The 15,905-nt window shown below is 73.3% G+C and carries 12 protein-coding genes; 2 read left to right on the top strand and 10 right to left on the bottom strand.

Annotation, left to right across the window (positions count from 1 at the left end; all coding sequences use genetic code 11):
* Window positions 1-97: 97 nt before the first annotated feature.
* From AB0469_RS02870 to AB0469_RS02840, 7 genes are all read right to left on the bottom strand, one after another.
* On the bottom strand, window positions 98-2,818 hold the full coding sequence (locus AB0469_RS02870) for an HAD-IC family P-type ATPase (RefSeq protein WP_366449513.1): 2,721 nt from the start codon (window positions 2,816-2,818) through the stop codon (window positions 98-100).
* Between the two features lie 48 nt (window positions 2,819-2,866).
* Window positions 2,867-3,886: a polyphosphate kinase 2 family protein gene (locus AB0469_RS02865; protein ID WP_366449512.1), complete on the bottom strand. Its 1,020-nt coding sequence runs from the start codon at window positions 3,884-3,886 to the stop codon at window positions 2,867-2,869.
* Window positions 3,887-3,979: 93 nt separating this feature from the next.
* Window positions 3,980-4,552 (bottom strand): GNAT family protein, encoded by a 573-nt coding sequence (locus AB0469_RS02860; protein WP_366449511.1) that lies wholly within the window; start codon window positions 4,550-4,552, stop codon window positions 3,980-3,982.
* Between the two features lie 108 nt (window positions 4,553-4,660).
* Window positions 4,661-4,843, bottom strand: a complete 183-nt coding sequence (locus AB0469_RS02855; RefSeq protein WP_366449510.1) for an antitoxin — start codon at window positions 4,841-4,843, stop codon at window positions 4,661-4,663.
* Window positions 4,844-4,912: 69 nt separating this feature from the next.
* Window positions 4,913-7,276: a SpoIIE family protein phosphatase gene (locus AB0469_RS02850; RefSeq protein WP_366449630.1), complete on the bottom strand. Its 2,364-nt coding sequence runs from the start codon at window positions 7,274-7,276 to the stop codon at window positions 4,913-4,915.
* A 44-nt stretch (window positions 7,277-7,320) separates the two neighbouring features.
* On the bottom strand, window positions 7,321-10,830 hold the full coding sequence (locus AB0469_RS02845) for a HAMP domain-containing protein (RefSeq protein ID WP_366449509.1): 3,510 nt from the start codon (window positions 10,828-10,830) through the stop codon (window positions 7,321-7,323).
* 67 nt (window positions 10,831-10,897) lie between these two features.
* Entirely contained in the window at window positions 10,898-11,242 is a 345-nt protein-coding gene (locus tag AB0469_RS02840; RefSeq protein ID WP_366449508.1) for an STAS domain-containing protein, read from the bottom strand.
* 185 nt (window positions 11,243-11,427) lie between these two features.
* Here AB0469_RS02840 and AB0469_RS02835 point away from each other — a divergent pair, with 185 nt between their 5' ends.
* Complete coding sequence (locus tag AB0469_RS02835; RefSeq protein ID WP_366449507.1) at window positions 11,428-12,348, top strand: SigB/SigF/SigG family RNA polymerase sigma factor; 921 nt, start codon at window positions 11,428-11,430, stop codon at window positions 12,346-12,348.
* A gap of 243 nt (window positions 12,349-12,591) precedes the next feature.
* The gene (locus tag AB0469_RS02830) at window positions 12,592-13,053 is read left to right on the top strand and encodes an ATP-binding protein (RefSeq protein ID WP_366449506.1); all 462 of its coding nucleotides are present in this window, start codon (window positions 12,592-12,594) and stop codon (window positions 13,051-13,053) included.
* A 65-nt stretch (window positions 13,054-13,118) separates the two neighbouring features.
* Here the strand turns inward: AB0469_RS02830 and AB0469_RS02825 are convergent, their stop codons facing one another.
* From AB0469_RS02825 to AB0469_RS02815, 3 genes are all read right to left on the bottom strand, one after another.
* On the bottom strand, window positions 13,119-13,340 hold the full coding sequence (locus tag AB0469_RS02825; protein WP_042811755.1) for a hypothetical protein: 222 nt from the start codon (window positions 13,338-13,340) through the stop codon (window positions 13,119-13,121).
* 122 nt (window positions 13,341-13,462) lie between these two features.
* On the bottom strand, window positions 13,463-14,575 hold the full coding sequence (locus AB0469_RS02820) for a glutamate--cysteine ligase (protein WP_366449505.1): 1,113 nt from the start codon (window positions 14,573-14,575) through the stop codon (window positions 13,463-13,465).
* Window positions 14,576-14,718: 143 nt separating this feature from the next.
* The gene (locus AB0469_RS02815; protein WP_366449503.1) at window positions 14,719-15,858 is read right to left on the bottom strand and encodes an FAD-dependent monooxygenase; all 1,140 of its coding nucleotides are present in this window, start codon (window positions 15,856-15,858) and stop codon (window positions 14,719-14,721) included.
* Window positions 15,859-15,905: the final 47 nt, after the last annotated feature.

Raw genomic sequence — 15,905 nt, 5'->3', positions numbered from 1 at the left:
TTGACGTGGGCACGCTATAGCAATCGATCACGATCGCTTCAATCCGTCCGCCGGCGCCGGCCCGCCGTCCCCGCCGCCGCGGCCCGGACGCGCTCCCTCAGGCGGCCTTGGACCGCCGGGCGAGGAGTTTGCCCAGCTCCCACGCCAACAGGAGCACGACGGCGGCCAGCAGCGCCCAGCCGAACTGCCGCGCGTTGATGTCGGTCGTCCCCAGCAGGCGCCGGAAGCCGTCCAGCTGGGTGACCAGCACGGCGAGCACGAACTGGGCCAGGGCCACCCAGTTCATCTGCTTGCTGTCGAACGTCGAGGTCGTCAGCACGGACTCCGTCTCGCTGCGGCACTCGAAGGCGGCCACGATCAGGCACATCGAGAAGGCCGTGAACGCGATCGACTGGCCGACGGCGGTGCTGCCCCAGTGGCTCTCGCCGAGCTTGATCAGCGCGAGCAGCAGGATGGTGAGCGCCAGCCCGCCCAGCCCGACGGTGACGAAGACCGGCCGCGTGAGGACCGATTCCCCGCGCGGGCGGGGCCTGCGCCGCATGAGTCCGGCGCTCTCCCGGTCGAAGCCGAGGGCGAAGCCGAACGAGGCGTTGACGACGAAGTGGATCCACAGGACCTGCGGCGGGGTGAAGGGCTCACCGGCGGCGATGTTGAAGACGGTGGCCCCCAGGAAGGTCAGGACGAACGTGACCAGCAGGAGCAGCACGAACCGGATGTACTTGGTGAGGTTGTCGTAGATCGTCCGGCCCTGCTCGACGGCATAGACGATGGTGGCGAAGTTGTCGTCCGAAAGGATCATGCGTCCGGCGTTCTTCGCCACGTCCGTGCCGCTGCCCATGGCGATGCCGATGTCCGCCGCCTTGATGGCCGGCGCGTCGTTGACGCCGTCGCCGGTCATCGCGACGACCTCGCCCTTCTTCTTGAGGGTGTTCGCGAGCAGCACCTTGTGCTCCGGTGCGACCCGGCCCACCACGCCGATGCCCTCGATGCGGGCGAGCTGCTCGTCCGCGCTCATGGCCGCGAAGTCGGCGCCCAGGACGGCCTCGCCGGGGATGCCGATCTGGCGGGCGATCGCCGCCCCGGTGGTGACGTCGTCACCCGTGACCAGGCGGACGCGGATGTGCGCCGCCTGCGCGTCGGCCACCGCGGCCTTCGCCTCCTCGCGCGGCGGGTCGACCATGCCGACGAGGCTGGTCATCCGCAGCTCGGTGACGTACCCGAGCAGGTCGCCCTCCGGATCGAAGCCGTCCGGGTCCAGGTCGCGGCTGGCCGCGGCCATCACCCGGTGCCCCTCGCCGCCCATCCGCTCGCTCGCCGCCTCCGCGCGGCGCTGGAGTTCGCCGTCCCACGGGATCGTCCGGCCCGCCGCGAGGGCGGTGGTCGCCCGGGCCATCACGGCCGGGCCCGCCCCTTTGACGAAGCAGCGCACGACCTGCCGCCCCGAGGCGTCGGTCGCCGCGTGGAAGGTGGCCATCAGCTTGTACTCGGGGTCGAACGGGAGGGTGGCGAGCCGGGGAAGGGCCCCGCGGGTGGCATCGGTGTCCAGGCCGGCCTTGTGGGCGAGGACCAGCAGCGCGCCCTCGGTGGGGTCGCCCACCACCTCGCCGCCGACCAGCTTGGCGTCGCTGGCCACCACGTAGGGCAGGATCGCGTCCTCGATGCCCGCGGCGGACCCGGCTGCGTGGTGGACCTTCCCCTCCAGTCCGTAGCCCGTCCCCGACACGGTGTACCGGTCGGTGGGGCTCAGCACCTCGACGGCCGTCATCTGGTTCATCGTCAGGGTGCCGGTCTTGTCGGAGTTGATCGCCGAGGTGAACGCCAGCGTCTCCACCGACGGGAGTTCCTTGACGATGGCGTTGCGCCTGGCCAGGTTCAGGCTCCCGACGGATAGGATCGCCTGGGTGACGGTCGGCAGGGCCTCGGGGATCGCGGCGATCGCCAGCGAGACCGCGCTGACGAACAGCACGTCCCAGGCCTGGTCCCGCTGGCGCCCCAGGGCGAACATCACGACCATGGTGAGGCCCGCCGCCGCGGTGATCCACAGGGTCAGCCGGTCGAGCTCCTTGGTGAGCGGCGGCACTTCCTTCTCGGTGGCCGACAGCATGCCGGAGATCTTGCCGAGTTCGGTGTCGGCGCCGGTCGCGGTGACGACCATGAGGCCGCTGCCGTGCGTCACCGGGGTGTTCATGAACGCGGTGTTGGTCCGGTCGCCCGGCGCCGGCCGGATGCCCTCCAACGCGCCCGTCTCCTTCGCGGCGGGGACGCTTTCGCCGGTCAGTGCGGACTCGTCGATCTGCAGGGCGCTGGCTTCGACCAGGCGTCCGTCGGCCGGCACCTGGTCGCCGGCCGAGATGAGCACGACATCGCCGTCGACGAGCTGTTCGGCGGGGATCTCGGCTTCCGTGCCGTCCCTGCGGACCCGCGCCGTCGCCTTCATCATCGACTTCAGCGCGTTCATGGCGCTCTCGGCCTTGCCCTCCTGGCGCAGGCCCACGACGGCGTTCAGCAGGGTCAGTACGATCAGCAGGATCGCGGTGGTCCACTCCCGGATGACCAGCGAGACGATCGCCGCGGCCACGAGGACGATCTGCATGTAGCTGCGGTACTGGGCCAGGAACCGGCGCCAGGCCGGCGTGGGCGCCTCCTCGGGCAGCGCGTTCGGGCCGTTCGCGGCCAGGAGTTCGGCGGCCCGGGCCGCGGACAGGCCGACCGCGGGATCGACTCCGAACGCCGCCGCGACCTCCTCGGGAGAGCGCGTGTACCAGCCGTCACCGGCAGCCCGGGGCGGTTCCGCCACGGAATCCGACCGCACCGTCATGGTTGTGCCTTCCGATCCGGGGCCGCGGACGCATCCGGGCCGGACACCCTAGCCGTGCTTCCTCCGCATCTTCCGCTTCCGGCGCTTCCTCCCGCCGTGCCCTCCGGCCCGGTCCGACGACGGGTGCCGGGCCGCGTACGGATCGGACGCGGCCCCCGCGGGGGCCTCCCGCTCCAGGCCCCGCTTCGTGACGAGGAGGTCCTTGCGCACCTCCGGCGACACCTCGGGGTACTGGGGATCGATCTCCATCAGGGTGTGCGCCAGGACCGCCCCCGCGCAGATCCGCGCGAACCACTTCCGGTCGGCCGGTACGACGTACCACGGCGCCCACCGCGTGCTGGTGGCGGAGAGCATCTCGGAGAACGCCTTCTGGTAGTCGTCCCACCGGCGCCGCTCGCGGACGTCGGCGGCGGAGAACTTCCAGTTCTTCTCCGGCAGGTCGATCCGCTTCAGGAAGCGGATGCGCTGCTCCTCCTTGGACAGGTTCAGGAAGACCTTCACCACCTTGAACCCGTTGTCCGTGAGGTAGCGCTCCCACCGGTTGATCTCCCGGTAGCGGCGGTCCCAGATGTCGTCTCCGACGCCCCGTCCGGGCCCGTGCTCCGGAAGATGCTGCCGCAGGAGGACCTCCGGGTGGACCCGCACGACGAGGACCTCCTCGTAGTGCGAACGGTTGAAGATCGCGATCTCGCCGCGTGCGGGCAGCCTCTGGGCGTAGCGCCACAGGTAGTCGTGGTCGAGCTCTTCCGCGGACGGCACCTTGAAGCTGCTGACGCGGACGCCCTGGGGGTTGACCCCGCTCATGACGTGGCGGATCGTTCCGTCCTTGCCCCCGGCGTCGAGGGCCTGGAGGCAGAGCACGACGCCGTACGTGTCCTGGGCGGCCAGCCGATCCTGGTACTCGGCGAGCAGCGACACCCCGGTCCGCAGCAGCTCGACGCCTTCGCGCTTCTTCATGCCGCCCTTGTAGCGGGGGTCGAAGTCCCGCTCCAGGTCCACCGTGGACCCGGGCTCCACCCGCAGCGGCTCGACGAACTCCGCGATGCGCCCGGCTCTCCCGTCCGTCATGGCCCGTCACCCCTTTCGTGGACATTCTGGGGGCGCCCCGCCAAGATCGCCCTCCGGACGCCCGCCGGGACCGGCCCACCCCTCAGCTGGGGTTCACCGTTCCCGGCCCCCGCCCGTGGCACCGGGCTCGTCGTCCCAGTCGGGGACCGTGGTGGTGCCCGAGAGCCAGTCCCGGCGCAGGACCGCGTAGCCGACCGCGTCGCGCACCCGGCCGTCCGCCGCCGGCCAGGCGTCGCGGTAGTGGGCCTCCTTCACGTAGCCGCTGCGCCGGAGGGCGCGGCGCATCGCGGTGTTGTCCTGCCGCGTGGTGGCCTCGATCCGGCGGACCTGCGGGAACGCGGTGAACACGTGGCCCGTGAGCCAGGCCAGCGCCTGTCCGCCCAGGCCCCGCCCCCGGTGCTGCGAGCGGATCCGCAGGTCGAACAGCGGTGTGTCGTCCTGCAGGTCCGTCAGCCGGACGAGTCCGGCCCGCTCGCCGGCCCGGACGATCCAGAAGGCCCGGTTGTCCGGGCCGTCGTAGCGGCCGTCCTCGACCCACCGGCGGGCCTGGTCCCGGGCCACGACGTCCACGGCGTGGAACGGCCAGGTGTCGCCGGAGAGGAAGTCGACCAGGTGCTCCGCATGGGTCGGATGCGTCGGCTCGACGCGTTCGTAAGTGGTCTCCACGGGCGCAGCCTAGGGTCGCGGGCAGCGGCCCGGACACCGGTTTACGCGCGGGTGGAGGACGTCCTGGCCCTCTTCTGCCGGACGGGGGAGGCGTCCCGGTGCCCGGCTTCAGGGCTGCTGCGGCTTGTTGCGGTCGATGTACTCGTTCGCCTTCTCCTGACCCGTGTCGACCTTGTCGGAGTACTTGCTCCCCGTCCGCTCGTCGATCATGTCTCCCCCGCGGTCCACGGCTTCCTTGGCCTTGTCGGGGTGCTGGCCGAGCAGTCCCTTGAGCTTGTCGACGATCGACATCGCGTCCTCCTTAGGCGGCTCTTGCCCTCCCAGCGTCCTCCTCCTTCCGGCGGACCGCATCCGCGCCCGTCAGTCGACCCGTACTCCGATGACGCAGGTGTCGTCGTCGGTGTCGGACCAGCTCTCGGTGAGCAGCCCGTCGAGCCGGCCGTCCAGGTCGTCGGCCGCCGAGGCCACCGTGTCCAGCAGATGGGCCAGGGAGTCCTGTACCGAGGCGTCCCGGCGTTCGACCAGGCCGTCCGTGAACATCAGGAGTGTGTCGCCCGGTTCGAGCCCGACCTCCTGCTCGGCGTAGGAGACGTCGGGCAGGGCGCCGAGGAGCAGGCCCTCGATCAGGGGGAGGGCCTCGGCCCCGCCCCCGCGGACGAGTACGGGCGGCAGGTGGCCGGCGCGCGCCCAGCGCATGACCCGGGTACGGGGGTCGTAGAGGCCGCAGACGGCCGTCGCGGTGACCTGCTTGGTCAGGTGGTGGGTGACCGTGTTGAGCCAGGACATCAGCTGGCCGGGGCCCGCGCCGGTGACGGCGAGGCCGCGCAGGGCGTTGCGCAGGACGACCATCCCGGTGGCCGCCTCGATGCCGTGTCCTGCGACGTCGCCGACGGAGAGCATGATCAGGCCGGAGGGCAGGACCAGGGTGTCGTACCAGTCGCCGCCGACCAGGGACTCCGTCTCCGCGGGGCGGTAGCGCACCGCCACGCGCAGTCCCGGCGCCTCGACGTGGTGCTCGGGGGGCATGATGGCGTGCTGGAGCTGGAGGGCGAGGCGGTTGCGTTCGGCCGATTCGGCCTCGGTGAGGGCGAGTTGGTCGCGGGTCGCGGCGAGGGCCACCTCGGTCCAGTGCTGCGCGGAGATGTCCTGGCAGGCGCCGCGGACGCCGTGCAGCCGCTGGGCGGAGTCGAGGACGGGCTCGGCGACGACCCTGATGTGGCGCAGGATCCCGTCGGAGCGCCTGAGCCGCAGGTTGACGGAGGCGGGGCGCCGGTAGCGCAGGACGGCGCGCAGGAAGCGTCCGAGGGCCGCGGCGTCGTCCGGGTGGGCGTGCGCGGGCAGGTCCCGCAGGGGTACCGGGGACGCGGTGCCCGGCAGCCCGTGGAGGGCGTAGAGCTCGGAGTTCCAGGTGATCCCGCCGGTGGCGAGGTTCTCCTCGAACCCGCCGATGCGGCCCAGGCGCTGGGCGTGCTGGAGGAGGTTGGCGAGCCGGGCGGTCTCGTCCTCGATCCGCCAGATCAGCAGGACGGCGGCGCCGTGCCGGCTGACGCTGATGTCCGCGACCGAGGTCAGCGGGATCTGGTCGACGAACGAGGTCAGGCCCACGCGTTCGGCGCGGAACGGCTCGCCTGTGGCGTGCACCCGCTCGACGATGCCGAAGAGGCCGTTGTCGCCCGCGGCCGTGGGGTAGGCCTCCAGGAGCAGGGCGCCGTTCACGTCGGCGCGGGGGCGGCCCGCGGGGTCGGCGAAGCGGCTGTTGACGTGGCGGATGCGGAAATCGGCCAGCCGGCCGTCCGGATCGAGTACGGGGGTCAGGACGACCGTGGGGTCGTGCAGCCCCTCGGCGAGGTCGATGAGCTCCGAGACGTCGGGCAGGAGCCCCTCCGGTGCGACGGCGGGCGGGGGCGCCGTGTCCAGCGTGTGGGCACAGAGCTCGGCCAGTGCCTCGACCTGGCGGTGGATCTGCGGCGGCAGCGGCGCCAGGGGGTGCGGCCACACCACTTCGAGCACCCCGTGCACCCGGCCGCCCGTCCCCGCCGGTACGGCCATCCGGCCGCCACGCGGCCATTGCAGGTAACCGACGGAGGGCAGGCCCTCGCGTTCCGGGTCGGCGAGGGTCACGGCGGCGCGCTCGCGCAGGGCGAGGCGGGGGACGGTGGCGACGCCCGGGGGTACGTGGCGCCAGCGCGCGGCCTCCTCGGCGGGGAAGCCGGCGTGGCCGGCGAGGGCGAGCGAGCCGTCGGGGGCCGCGGCCCACACGGCCACGGCGACCGCCCCCAGCGGTGTCAGGGCGTTGGCCAGCAGCGACTCGGCCACGGCCTGGGTGTCGGCGGCGGCGAGCGCTCCGCTCTCGGCGGTGCGCAGGCGTACGCCCACGGTGGCGTCCCGCGGGGCCGGCCGCGCCGTCGCGGTGCGTTCGACGAACTCGGCCGCGATCTCGCTGACGTGGTCGAGGGCCGCCTCGTTGACGATGTCGGCGGCGAGTTCGAGGGGGGAGAGCCCGGCCTCGCGGCAGAGTTCGTCGAGCTGGCGGGCCGCGGCGGCGGGGGTGCAGTCCAGCCGCCCCATGAGGATGCCCTTGGCCAGTTCGACCAGGGCCCGGCCGTCGGCGGCCGCGTGCGCTTCCCGGACCTCCCGGCGCAGGCGCTCGACCGTGGCGACGAGCCGGCCCAGGGGGGTGGGTGCCTGCCGGGGGACGGAGGGCGGCGGGCGGTCGCCGGCCACCGCCCCGTCCGCCCGTTCGCCGGGGTGGGAGGCGTCGAAGGGGGTCACCGTGCGGCCGGCCCCTCGTGGAGGCGGCCCGGGTCGGTGGTCAGCCAGTGTCGGACCCGGTCCATCAGGTCGCCGGCGTCCACGGGTTTGGTGACGTAGTCGCTCGCCCCGGCGGCGAGGCTCTTCTCCCGGTCGCCGGGCATCGCCTTGGCCGTGACCGCGATGATCGGCAGCCGGGCGTGGGCGGGCATGCCGCGGATCTCCTCCGTCGCGGCGTAGCCGTCGAGCTCGGGCATCATCACGTCCATCAGGATGAGGTCGATGCCGGGGTTGCGCGTGAGGGTCTCGATGCCCTTGCGGCCGTCCTCGGCGTGGAGCACGCGCATGCCGTGCAGTTCGAGGATGCCGCTGAGGGCGTACAGGTTGCGCGCGTCGTCGTCGACGACCAGGACGGTGCGCCCGGTGAGCTCCCCGTCGGGGGTCCGGGGGGTGCGCTCGGCCCGCGCCCGCCCGTCCGCGGGGGCGGCCGCCTCCCCGGGCCGGTCGGCGGACAGGTGCAGCACGATGCGTTCGCGCAGCTCGTCCAGGCTGCTCAGCAGCTCCACGCGGCGGGACGCGGCGCGCTCGCGCAGGGCCCGTTCGCGGCCGGTGTCGAGGCGAGGGTTGTCGTGGGCCAGGACCGGCAGCGATCCGAACGCCGGGTCCCCGTCCAGCGCGTCGAGGAACCTCATGGCCTCGCCGCCGGCCATGTCGAGTTCGAGGACGACGCAGTGGAACGGCCCGGACGCCAGGACCGCGGCGGCCTCTCGCGCGCTGGTGGCGCCCACCACCTGGACGCCCGCCTCCTGCTCGGCCCCCACCCCCGCCCGGCGCGGTACGAGGTCGCGCTCGGCGCTCTCGGCGACGAGGGAGAGCAGGCCGTTCGGGCGTTCCTCGATCACGAGGAGGCGGCGGGTCTGCCGCGGCCGCCCGCCGGCGGTCCCCGGGCCGCTCCCCCGCCGCGGCTCGGGCAGTTCGTACGCGGCGGCGCGGGCCGCCGCGGGAAGGGGCGCGGGACGTTCCTCGAAGTCCGCGTGGTGGACGGGGAGGTGGAGGGTGAAGGTGCTGCCCTGGCCGGGGGTGCTCTCGGCGGTCACCGCCCCGCCCAGCAGCTGGGCGATCTCCCGGGTGATGGAGAGGCCGAGGCCGGTGCCTCCGTACTTGCGGCTGGTGGTGCCGTCGGCCTGCTGGAAGGCGCCGAACACGGACTCCAGCTGCTGCTCGGGGATGCCGATGCCGGTGTCGCGGACGCGGAAGGCCATCATGCTGCCGCGGTGGAGCAGCCCGGCGGGGACCTCGGCGTCGGAGGCCCGCTCGATGCGCAGCTCGACCCCGCCGCGCTCGGTGAACTTGACGGCGTTCGACAGCAGGTTGCGCAGGATCTGGCGGAGCCTGGAGTCGTCGGTGAGGAGGTCGGCCGGCGCGTCGGGGGCGGTGGTGACGGTGAAGTCGAGGCTCTTCTGGGTGGTCATGGGCCGGAAGGTGGCCTCGACGTAGTCCAGCAGCTGGTGCAGGTCGACCCGTTCGGGGTGGATGTCCATCTTGCCCGCCTCGACCTTGGAGAGGTCGAGGATGTCGTTGATCAGCTGGAGGAGGTCGGAGCCGGCCGAGTGGATGATGCCCGCGTACTCGACCTGCTTCGGGGTGAGGTTGCGGCTGGGGTTCTGGGCCAGGAGCTGGGCCAGGATGAGCAGGCTGTTGAGCGGCGTGCGCAGCTCGTGGCTCATGTTCGCGAGGAACTCCGACTTGTACGTGGAGGCCAGCGACAACTGCTGGGCGCGGTCCTCCAGTTCCTGCCGGGCCTGTTCGATCTGCAGGTTCTTGGCCTCGATGTCGCGGTTCTGGCTGGCCAGCAGGGCCGCCTTCTCCTCCAGTTCGGCGTTGGAGCGCTGCAACTCCGACTGCTGGGCCTGGAGTTCGGCGGACCGGGCCTGGAGCTCGGCGGTCAGGCGCTGGGATTCCCCGAGGAGCTCGTCGGTGCGCGCGTTGGCGACGATGGTGTTGACGTTGACGCCGACGGTCTCCATCAACTGGCCGAGGAAGTCGCGGTGTACGGGGGTGAAGGCCGAGAACGAGGCGAGTTCGATCACCCCGAGGACCTGGTCGTCGACGACGATCGGCAGGATCATCAGGCTGCCGGGCGTGGTGCGGCCGAGTCCGGAGGAGATGACGTAGTCGGCGGGGACCTGGTCGCTGGCGATGGTGCGGCGGCTGCGGGCGGCCTGCCCGACGAGCGAGTCGCCGAGGGCGAAGCGTTCGGCGACCCCGTCGCGGGCGGGGCGGCCGTAGGAGCCGACGAGGCTGAGCATCGTGCCCCGGGGGGTGTCCTCCGCCAGGTAGAAGGCGCCGTACTGGGCGGCGACCAGCGGGGTGAGCTCGTCCATGACGAGCTCGGCGACGACCGCGAGGTCGCGGTGGCCCTGCATCAGGCCGGAGATCCGGGCCAGGTTGGACTTGAGCCAGTCCTGTTCCTGGTTGGCCCGGGTGGTCTCGCGCAGGGAGCCGACCATGGAGTTGATGTTGTCCTTGAGGTCGCCCATCTCGCCCGGGGCCTCCACGGTGATGGAGCGGGTGAGGTCGCCCTCGGCGACGGCGCTGGTGACGGCGGCGATGGCGCGCACCTGGCGGGTGAGGTTCCCGGCGAGCTCGTTGACGTTCTCGGTGAGCCGCTTCCAGGTGCCGGAGACGCCCTCGACCTCGGCCTGGCCTCCGAGGCGGCCCTCGCTGCCGACCTCGCGGGCCACGCGGGTGACCTCGGCGGCGAACGAGGAGAGCTGGTCGACCATCGTGTTGATCGTGGTCTTCAGCTCCAGGATCTCCCCGCGCGCGTCCACGTCGATCTTCTGCGAGAGGTCCCCGCGGGCGACGGCGGTGGCGACCTGGGCGATGGAGCGGACCTGGCCCGTCAGGTTCGACGCCATGACGTTGACGTTGTCGGTGAGGTCCTTCCAGGTCCCGGACACCCCGCGGACGGTGGCCTGGCCTCCCAGGTTTCCCTCGGTGCCGACCTCGCGGGCCACGCGCGTCACCTCGTCGGCGAACGCCGAGAGCTGGTCGACCATCGTGTTGATCGTGGTCTTCAGCTCCAGGATCTCCCCGCGCGCGGTGACGGTGATCTTCTGGGAGAGGTCGCCCTTGGCGACGGCCGTGGCGACCTGGGCGATGTTGCGGACCTGGTCGGTGAGGTTTCCGGCCATGAAGTTGACCGAATCCGTCAGGTCCAGCCAGGCTCCGCCGACCCCGGGGACGTCCGCCTGGCCCCCCAGGGTCCCCTCCGTGCCGACCTCGCGGGCCACCCGCGTCACCTCGGACGTGAACAGCGACAGCTGGTTGGCCATCCCGTTGAAGACCGTGGCGATCTCCCCGAGGAGCCCGTCCGCCGCGTCGGGCAGCCGCGTACGGAAATCCCCGTCGCGCACGGCCGTCAGCCCCGCCAGCAGCAGGCGCAGCTCCGACTCGGTGATGCCGCCCCCGCCCCCTTCCACCGGGGCTCCGCCCGCCGCAGCCGCGCCGGTCCGCTCAGCCATCGCCAACCTCACTCTCGCCGTCCCTGACGGGGGGAAGGCTAACCCCCGCCGCGGCACCCCGCGGCCGTCAGCCGGCCAGCGCCTCCCGGACTCCGGGGTACTGCGCGAGGACCGTGTCCGCGCCGGTCAGGGCGAACAGACGGCGCAACTGGCGTCCCGGGGCGGCGATCCGCAGGACGGTCATGCGGTGCACCCGAAGGAGCAGGTTCAGGAAGGAGGAGTCGCCGAAGGTGACGGCGCCCGCGTCCAGGACCACCAGGGGGTACCGGTGCGCGGCGGCGGTCAGGGCCTCCTCCAGCGGCGCCAGGGTGTCCTGGTCGAGTTCTCCGCGCGCCACGACGACCCGGCCGGCTCCGGCCCGATGGCCCTCCCCCGCCACGCCGCCGCTCCGCGCGTCCTGCGCTCCGGCCATCTCCGCCTCCCCGGACGTCACCGTACGTGTTCCGGAAGGGAGTATGCACGGTCGTCGCGCCGGGGGCCGCGCCCCGGCCCGGCCGCACTGCGGACCGAACGGGCCGCGATCGGCAGGTGTACGACGCCGAACCCGGGGCAGGAGCGGCCGCGGCAGCCATCGACCACAGGGAGGGAACGGCCACCATGTCCCGTTCGGCCGCAGTAGTGAACCCCGTTCGTCCGACGGACCGCCAGGCTCCGGCCTGCGCCCCGGCCGCGGAGGGAACGCCGCCGGCGGGAGCGCTCCCACGGGTGGAGGAGGCGCGGGAGCTCTCCCCCGCGGACGCCCGGGAGTTGTCGCGGCTGTTCCTGGTCCGGCTGCGTTCCCTGGAGGAGGGGACGCGGGAGCACCAGTACGTCCGCAACACCCTCATCGAGATGAACCTCTCCCTCGTCCAGTACGCCGCCCGCCGCTTCCGGTCCCGGGCGGCCGGGGGCGGGGTCGACATGGACGACATCGTCCAGGTCGGCACCATCGGCCTGATCAAGGCCATCGACCGCTACGACCCCGCCCGCGAGGTGGAGTTCTCCACGCTCGCGCTCCCGTACATCACCGGTGAGATCAAGCGGCACTTCCGCGACACCACCTGGGCCGTCCACGTCCCGCGCCGCCTCCAGGAGCTGCGCACCGAGCTGGCCAAGGCCCAGGAGGTCCTCACCGACGCGCTGAAGCGGGCCCCGACGGTCAGGGAGCTCGCCGGGCACCTCGGGCTGCCCGAGGAGCAGGTGATGGACGGTCTGATCGCCGCGAACGGGTACACCAGCGGCTCCCTGGACCTCGCCTGCGAGGAGGACGGGACCCGGGGGACGGGCCGGCCGGCGCGCCCCCTGGCCGAGAAGCTCGGGGACCCGGACCCCGCCATGGAGCTGTTCGAGGACTTCCACACCCTGGCCCCCCTGCTGCGGGAGCTGGATCCCCGGGACCGGCTCATCCTGCGCATGCGGTTCGGCCAGGAGAAGACCCAGTCGGAGATAGGCGCCGTGCTCGGCATCTCGCAGATGCAGGTCTCACGGCGGCTCTCCCGCGTCCTGGGACGGTTGCGGGAGGGCATGCTCGCCCGGTAGGGGGCGCCGGCGGACCCGCTTCCCGCGCTCCGGCCCGCTGCCGGGACCGCCCGTGGCCGCCGCCCGGGAACCGCGCGCCCCCGTACACTGTCGGGCACTCGAAGTGCCCCTCGAACACGGCCCGCCGGGTGTCCCCGCCGCGGGCGGGGGCAGGTGCGTACGGTGCGCACAGCGACGGAACCAGCCGGGGCCCGTACGGCCGCCACGAGAAGGGAACCATGCAACGGTGAGGGTGAGAGCACAGTGACGAGCAGCGGATCGCCGACCGCCCGTCCGCCGCAGCCGCACACGGCCCCGCGCCAGCGCCGCCACCTGGCACTGGACGGTGTCCGGGGCCAGGTCGCGAAGGGCCGCGACTTCGCGCGGCGGGCCCTGCGGGACTGGGAGTGGGACGGGACCGAGAGCGCGGAGGACGCACTGCTCGTCGTCTCCGAGCTGGTGACCAACGCCGCTCTGCACGCGGGTGGCTGCCTGCACCTCGCCCTCACCCGCGGTGAAGCCCTGCGGATCGAGGTGTCCGACGGCTCCACGGCCCTGCCGCGCCGCGACACCCCGCCCCGGCCCGGCATCCCGGGCGGCCACGGGCTCCACATCATCGAGCGGCTGTCCGACCGCTGGGGCTGCGAGACCCATGAGCGGGGCAAGGTGGTCTGGGCGGAGATCGACGGGTCCCGGCTCGCGGCGGACCCGGTCGTCGCGCACTGAGCCGCGCCCCGGCCCGCACTGAGCCGCGCCCCGGCCCGCGCGGGGCGCACCCGGGGACTCCCCCGTCACCACTCGGGGTGGACGTCGTGGCTGTCGTAGCGCTCGCCCTTGTCGGTCAGCCAGGGGCGGAAGCGGCCGGGTCCGCTGCGCTCGCCGCTGTAGCGGACCGCTTCGCCGGTCTCGTCCGTGACGACGACCGCTCCGGCCTTCTGGGCGCTGCGCAGGGCATGGGTCCAGTGCCGGCCGCGGTGGCCGGTGCGGTAGTCGGGGATCTTGCACTGGGACATCGGTGTCACCGCCTCGTCGGAGTCCCGGGGCCCCGCCCGGCCGCGTCGGGGTCGGGCATGGGGTGGGTACCGGACAGACCCTTCTACCCGGAATGTTCCGGTTCGAACGTCGTACGGGCCGGCTACGCGGCCGGCGGCGTGGTGAGGCGGGCGCACTCGGCCACCACGGCCCGCAGATCGCCCGTCGTGCTCATGAGCCGGCGCTGGAGGCGGGCCCCGTTGCCGCGGTCGAGCAGGCGCGCCACCCCCTGGCGAACGCGTTCGAGGTCGCCGTTCTCGTCGAGCGCGTCCCGGACGTGGTCCAGCAGTACGTCGAGGACCGCCGCGGGCGGGGCGGGGCTCATGGTGCGGGGGTCGAGCAGCGGGCCGTCCAGGCCCGACTTGGCCGCCTGCCAGGAGGCGAGCCGCAGCAGGCCGACGCCGATGCGGGCCGGCGGCAGCCCGGCGCCCCATGCGCGGGCGGCGGTGTCCACCAGGGCGCGGACCAGGGCGGCGAGCAGGACGGGGGTGTCGGGTTCGAGGCAGACGTCGGCGACGCGGACCTCGACCGTGGGATAGGCGGCGGAGAGGCGGGCATCGAAGTAGACCATGCCGTCGTCGCGCAGGACGCCGGTGGAGAGCATGTCGCGCACCTGCCCGTGGTAGCCCTCCGCGCTGCCGAAGGCCTCGGTGGGGCCGGCCGAGGGCAGGCGGTTCCACACGCGGCTGCGGTAGCTGGCGTACCCGCTGTCCTGGCCCTGCCAGAAGGGCGAATTGGCGCTGAGGGCGGTCAGGACCGGCAGCCAGGGGCGGATGCGGTCCAGTACGCCCACGCCCTCCTCGTCCGACTCGACGCAGACGTGGACGTGGCAGCCGCAGGTCAGCTGCTCCTGCGCGGTGAGGCCGAACTGCCGGCTCACCCAGCGGTAGCGTTCGCCGGCCATCGTGGACGGCCGGACCGGCAGCGGGGACGTGGCCAGTGCGGCGACGGCCCCGCCCGCCTCGGCGGCGTGCCGTGCGGCCTGGGTGCGCCAGCGGAGGATCTCCTCGGCCAGTTCGCCCATCCGCAGCACGGGGCGGGTGGCGAACTCCACCTGCTCGCACTTGAGCTCCGTCTCCAGCGCCCCGTCCTGCGTGCCGTTGTCCGCGTTCCCCTCGCGGGAGGCGGCCGACATCACGGCGGCCGACAGGGCGAGCGGCTCCCCCGTCCCGGCGTCGACCAGCAGCAGTTCCTCCTCCACGCCCACGCTGCGCATGCCCGTTCCCTTCGTCCGCGTCGTGCACACCCCGTGCGTCTCGTGTGCCCCGCAGAAACGGTTGTACCCCGTGGGCGTGCGATCTCGGGGCTCGCCCCGGCGGCCGGGGCCCGCCTTCGCCGACCGGGGGCGGGCCAGGCCGGTCAGCCGTCGAGCGCGAGGGCGTTCTTGGCGTGCGCGACGGATTCCTCCGAGGCCGGTCCGCCGGGGTTCTCGGTGGCCAGGGCCTGGTTGGGGGTGACGAAGGGGCGCATCCGCCGCTCGTACGCGGCGTACGCCGTGTGGTGGTCCCCGCCCGCCCGGGCGAGGCAGTCGGCCAGGACGTAGGCGCCCGCGAGCGCCAGGCTGGTGCCCTGGCCCGAAAGGGGGGAAGGGCAGTAGCCCGCGTCCCCGAGCAGGGCCACCCGGCCCCGTGACCAGCGGTCCCGGATCTGGGCCATGGCGTCGCAGTAGAAGTCGGGGGCCGTCCGGGCGGCCCGCGCCAGACGGCTCCCCTCCCAGCGCATCGACGCGAGCCGGTCCGCGACGATCCGGCGCAGCCCGTCGCCGTCCGCGAGCTCGCGGCCGAGGGGGGCCGACACGAAGCCGAAGGCGATCCGGAGTTCGGTGTTGTCGCGTAGGGGCATGATGCCGAACCCCGACTCGCCGTCCTGGAGCCACATCTGCCAGTCGTCCAGGCCGAGGAAGTTGTCCGCGCTGAACACCGAGAGGTAGCTGCCGAGGTGGTGGGCGAAGCGCTCCTCCGGGCCGAAGGCCAGGCGCCGCACCGCCGAGTGGAGGCCGTCGGCGCCGACGACGAGGTCGAAGGTGCGGGACGGCCCGTGCTCGAAGCCGACGCGGACACCGGTGCCGTCCTCGTCGAGCCGGGTGACGCCGTCGCCGAACACGTACTCCACCTCCGTGCGGGTGCGCTCGTGCACCAGCCGCACCAGGTCCTCGCGCAGCAGCTCGACGTCCCCGCTGTCCAGCCGGCCGCTGCTGAAGGTCGCCTCGGTGGTGCGGTGCACCTCGCGGCCGTCGGGGCCGAGGACCGACATGCCGCGCATCCGGGTCCGTACGCTCCGGGCCTCCTCCAGCAGGCCCATCCGCTCCACCACGTCGAGCGCCACGCCGCGGACGTCCACGGCCTGTCCGCCGGGGCGGCGGCCCGGGGCGCGCTCGGCCACGGTCGGCGCGAAGCCGTGGCGGCGCAGCCAGTGGGCGAGGACGGGGCCGGCGATGCCGCCGCCGGAGACGAGTACGGTCTGCTTGGGGAACCCTCCCGTGGTACGTACGGCGTACACAACGGAACGTACGGCGTACACGAAGCTCCTTCAACTGCCCTTCTGAT

It is taken from the genome of Streptomyces sp. NPDC093801, from assembly GCF_040701585.1.
Lineage (GTDB): Bacteria > Actinomycetota > Actinomycetes > Streptomycetales > Streptomycetaceae > Streptomyces.
This window is presented reverse-complemented; position numbering and strand designations above follow the sequence as displayed.

What these genes read in the sequence shown, in the direction of transcription:
- AB0469_RS02825 (WP_042811755.1), bottom strand. Translation starts at nt 13,340, where the DNA reads ATGTCCCAGTGCAAGATCCCCGACTACCGCACCGGCCACCGCGGCCGG.
- AB0469_RS02840 (WP_366449508.1), bottom strand. Translation starts at nt 11,242, where the DNA reads ATGGCCGGAGCGCAGGACGCGCGGAGCGGCGGCGTGGCGGGGGAGGGC.
- AB0469_RS02865 (WP_366449512.1), bottom strand. Translation starts at nt 3,886, where the DNA reads ATGACGGACGGGAGAGCCGGGCGCATCGCGGAGTTCGTCGAGCCGCTG.
- AB0469_RS02870 (WP_366449513.1), bottom strand. Translation starts at nt 2,818, where the DNA reads ATGACGGTGCGGTCGGATTCCGTGGCGGAACCGCCCCGGGCTGCCGGT.
- AB0469_RS02845 (WP_366449509.1), bottom strand. Translation starts at nt 10,830, where the DNA reads ATGGCTGAGCGGACCGGCGCGGCTGCGGCGGGCGGAGCCCCGGTGGAA.
- AB0469_RS02835 (WP_366449507.1), top strand. Translation starts at nt 11,428, where the DNA reads ATGTCCCGTTCGGCCGCAGTAGTGAACCCCGTTCGTCCGACGGACCGC.
- AB0469_RS02820 (WP_366449505.1), bottom strand. Translation starts at nt 14,575, where the DNA reads ATGCGCAGCGTGGGCGTGGAGGAGGAACTGCTGCTGGTCGACGCCGGG.
- AB0469_RS02855 (WP_366449510.1), bottom strand. Translation starts at nt 4,843, where the DNA reads ATGTCGATCGTCGACAAGCTCAAGGGACTGCTCGGCCAGCACCCCGAC.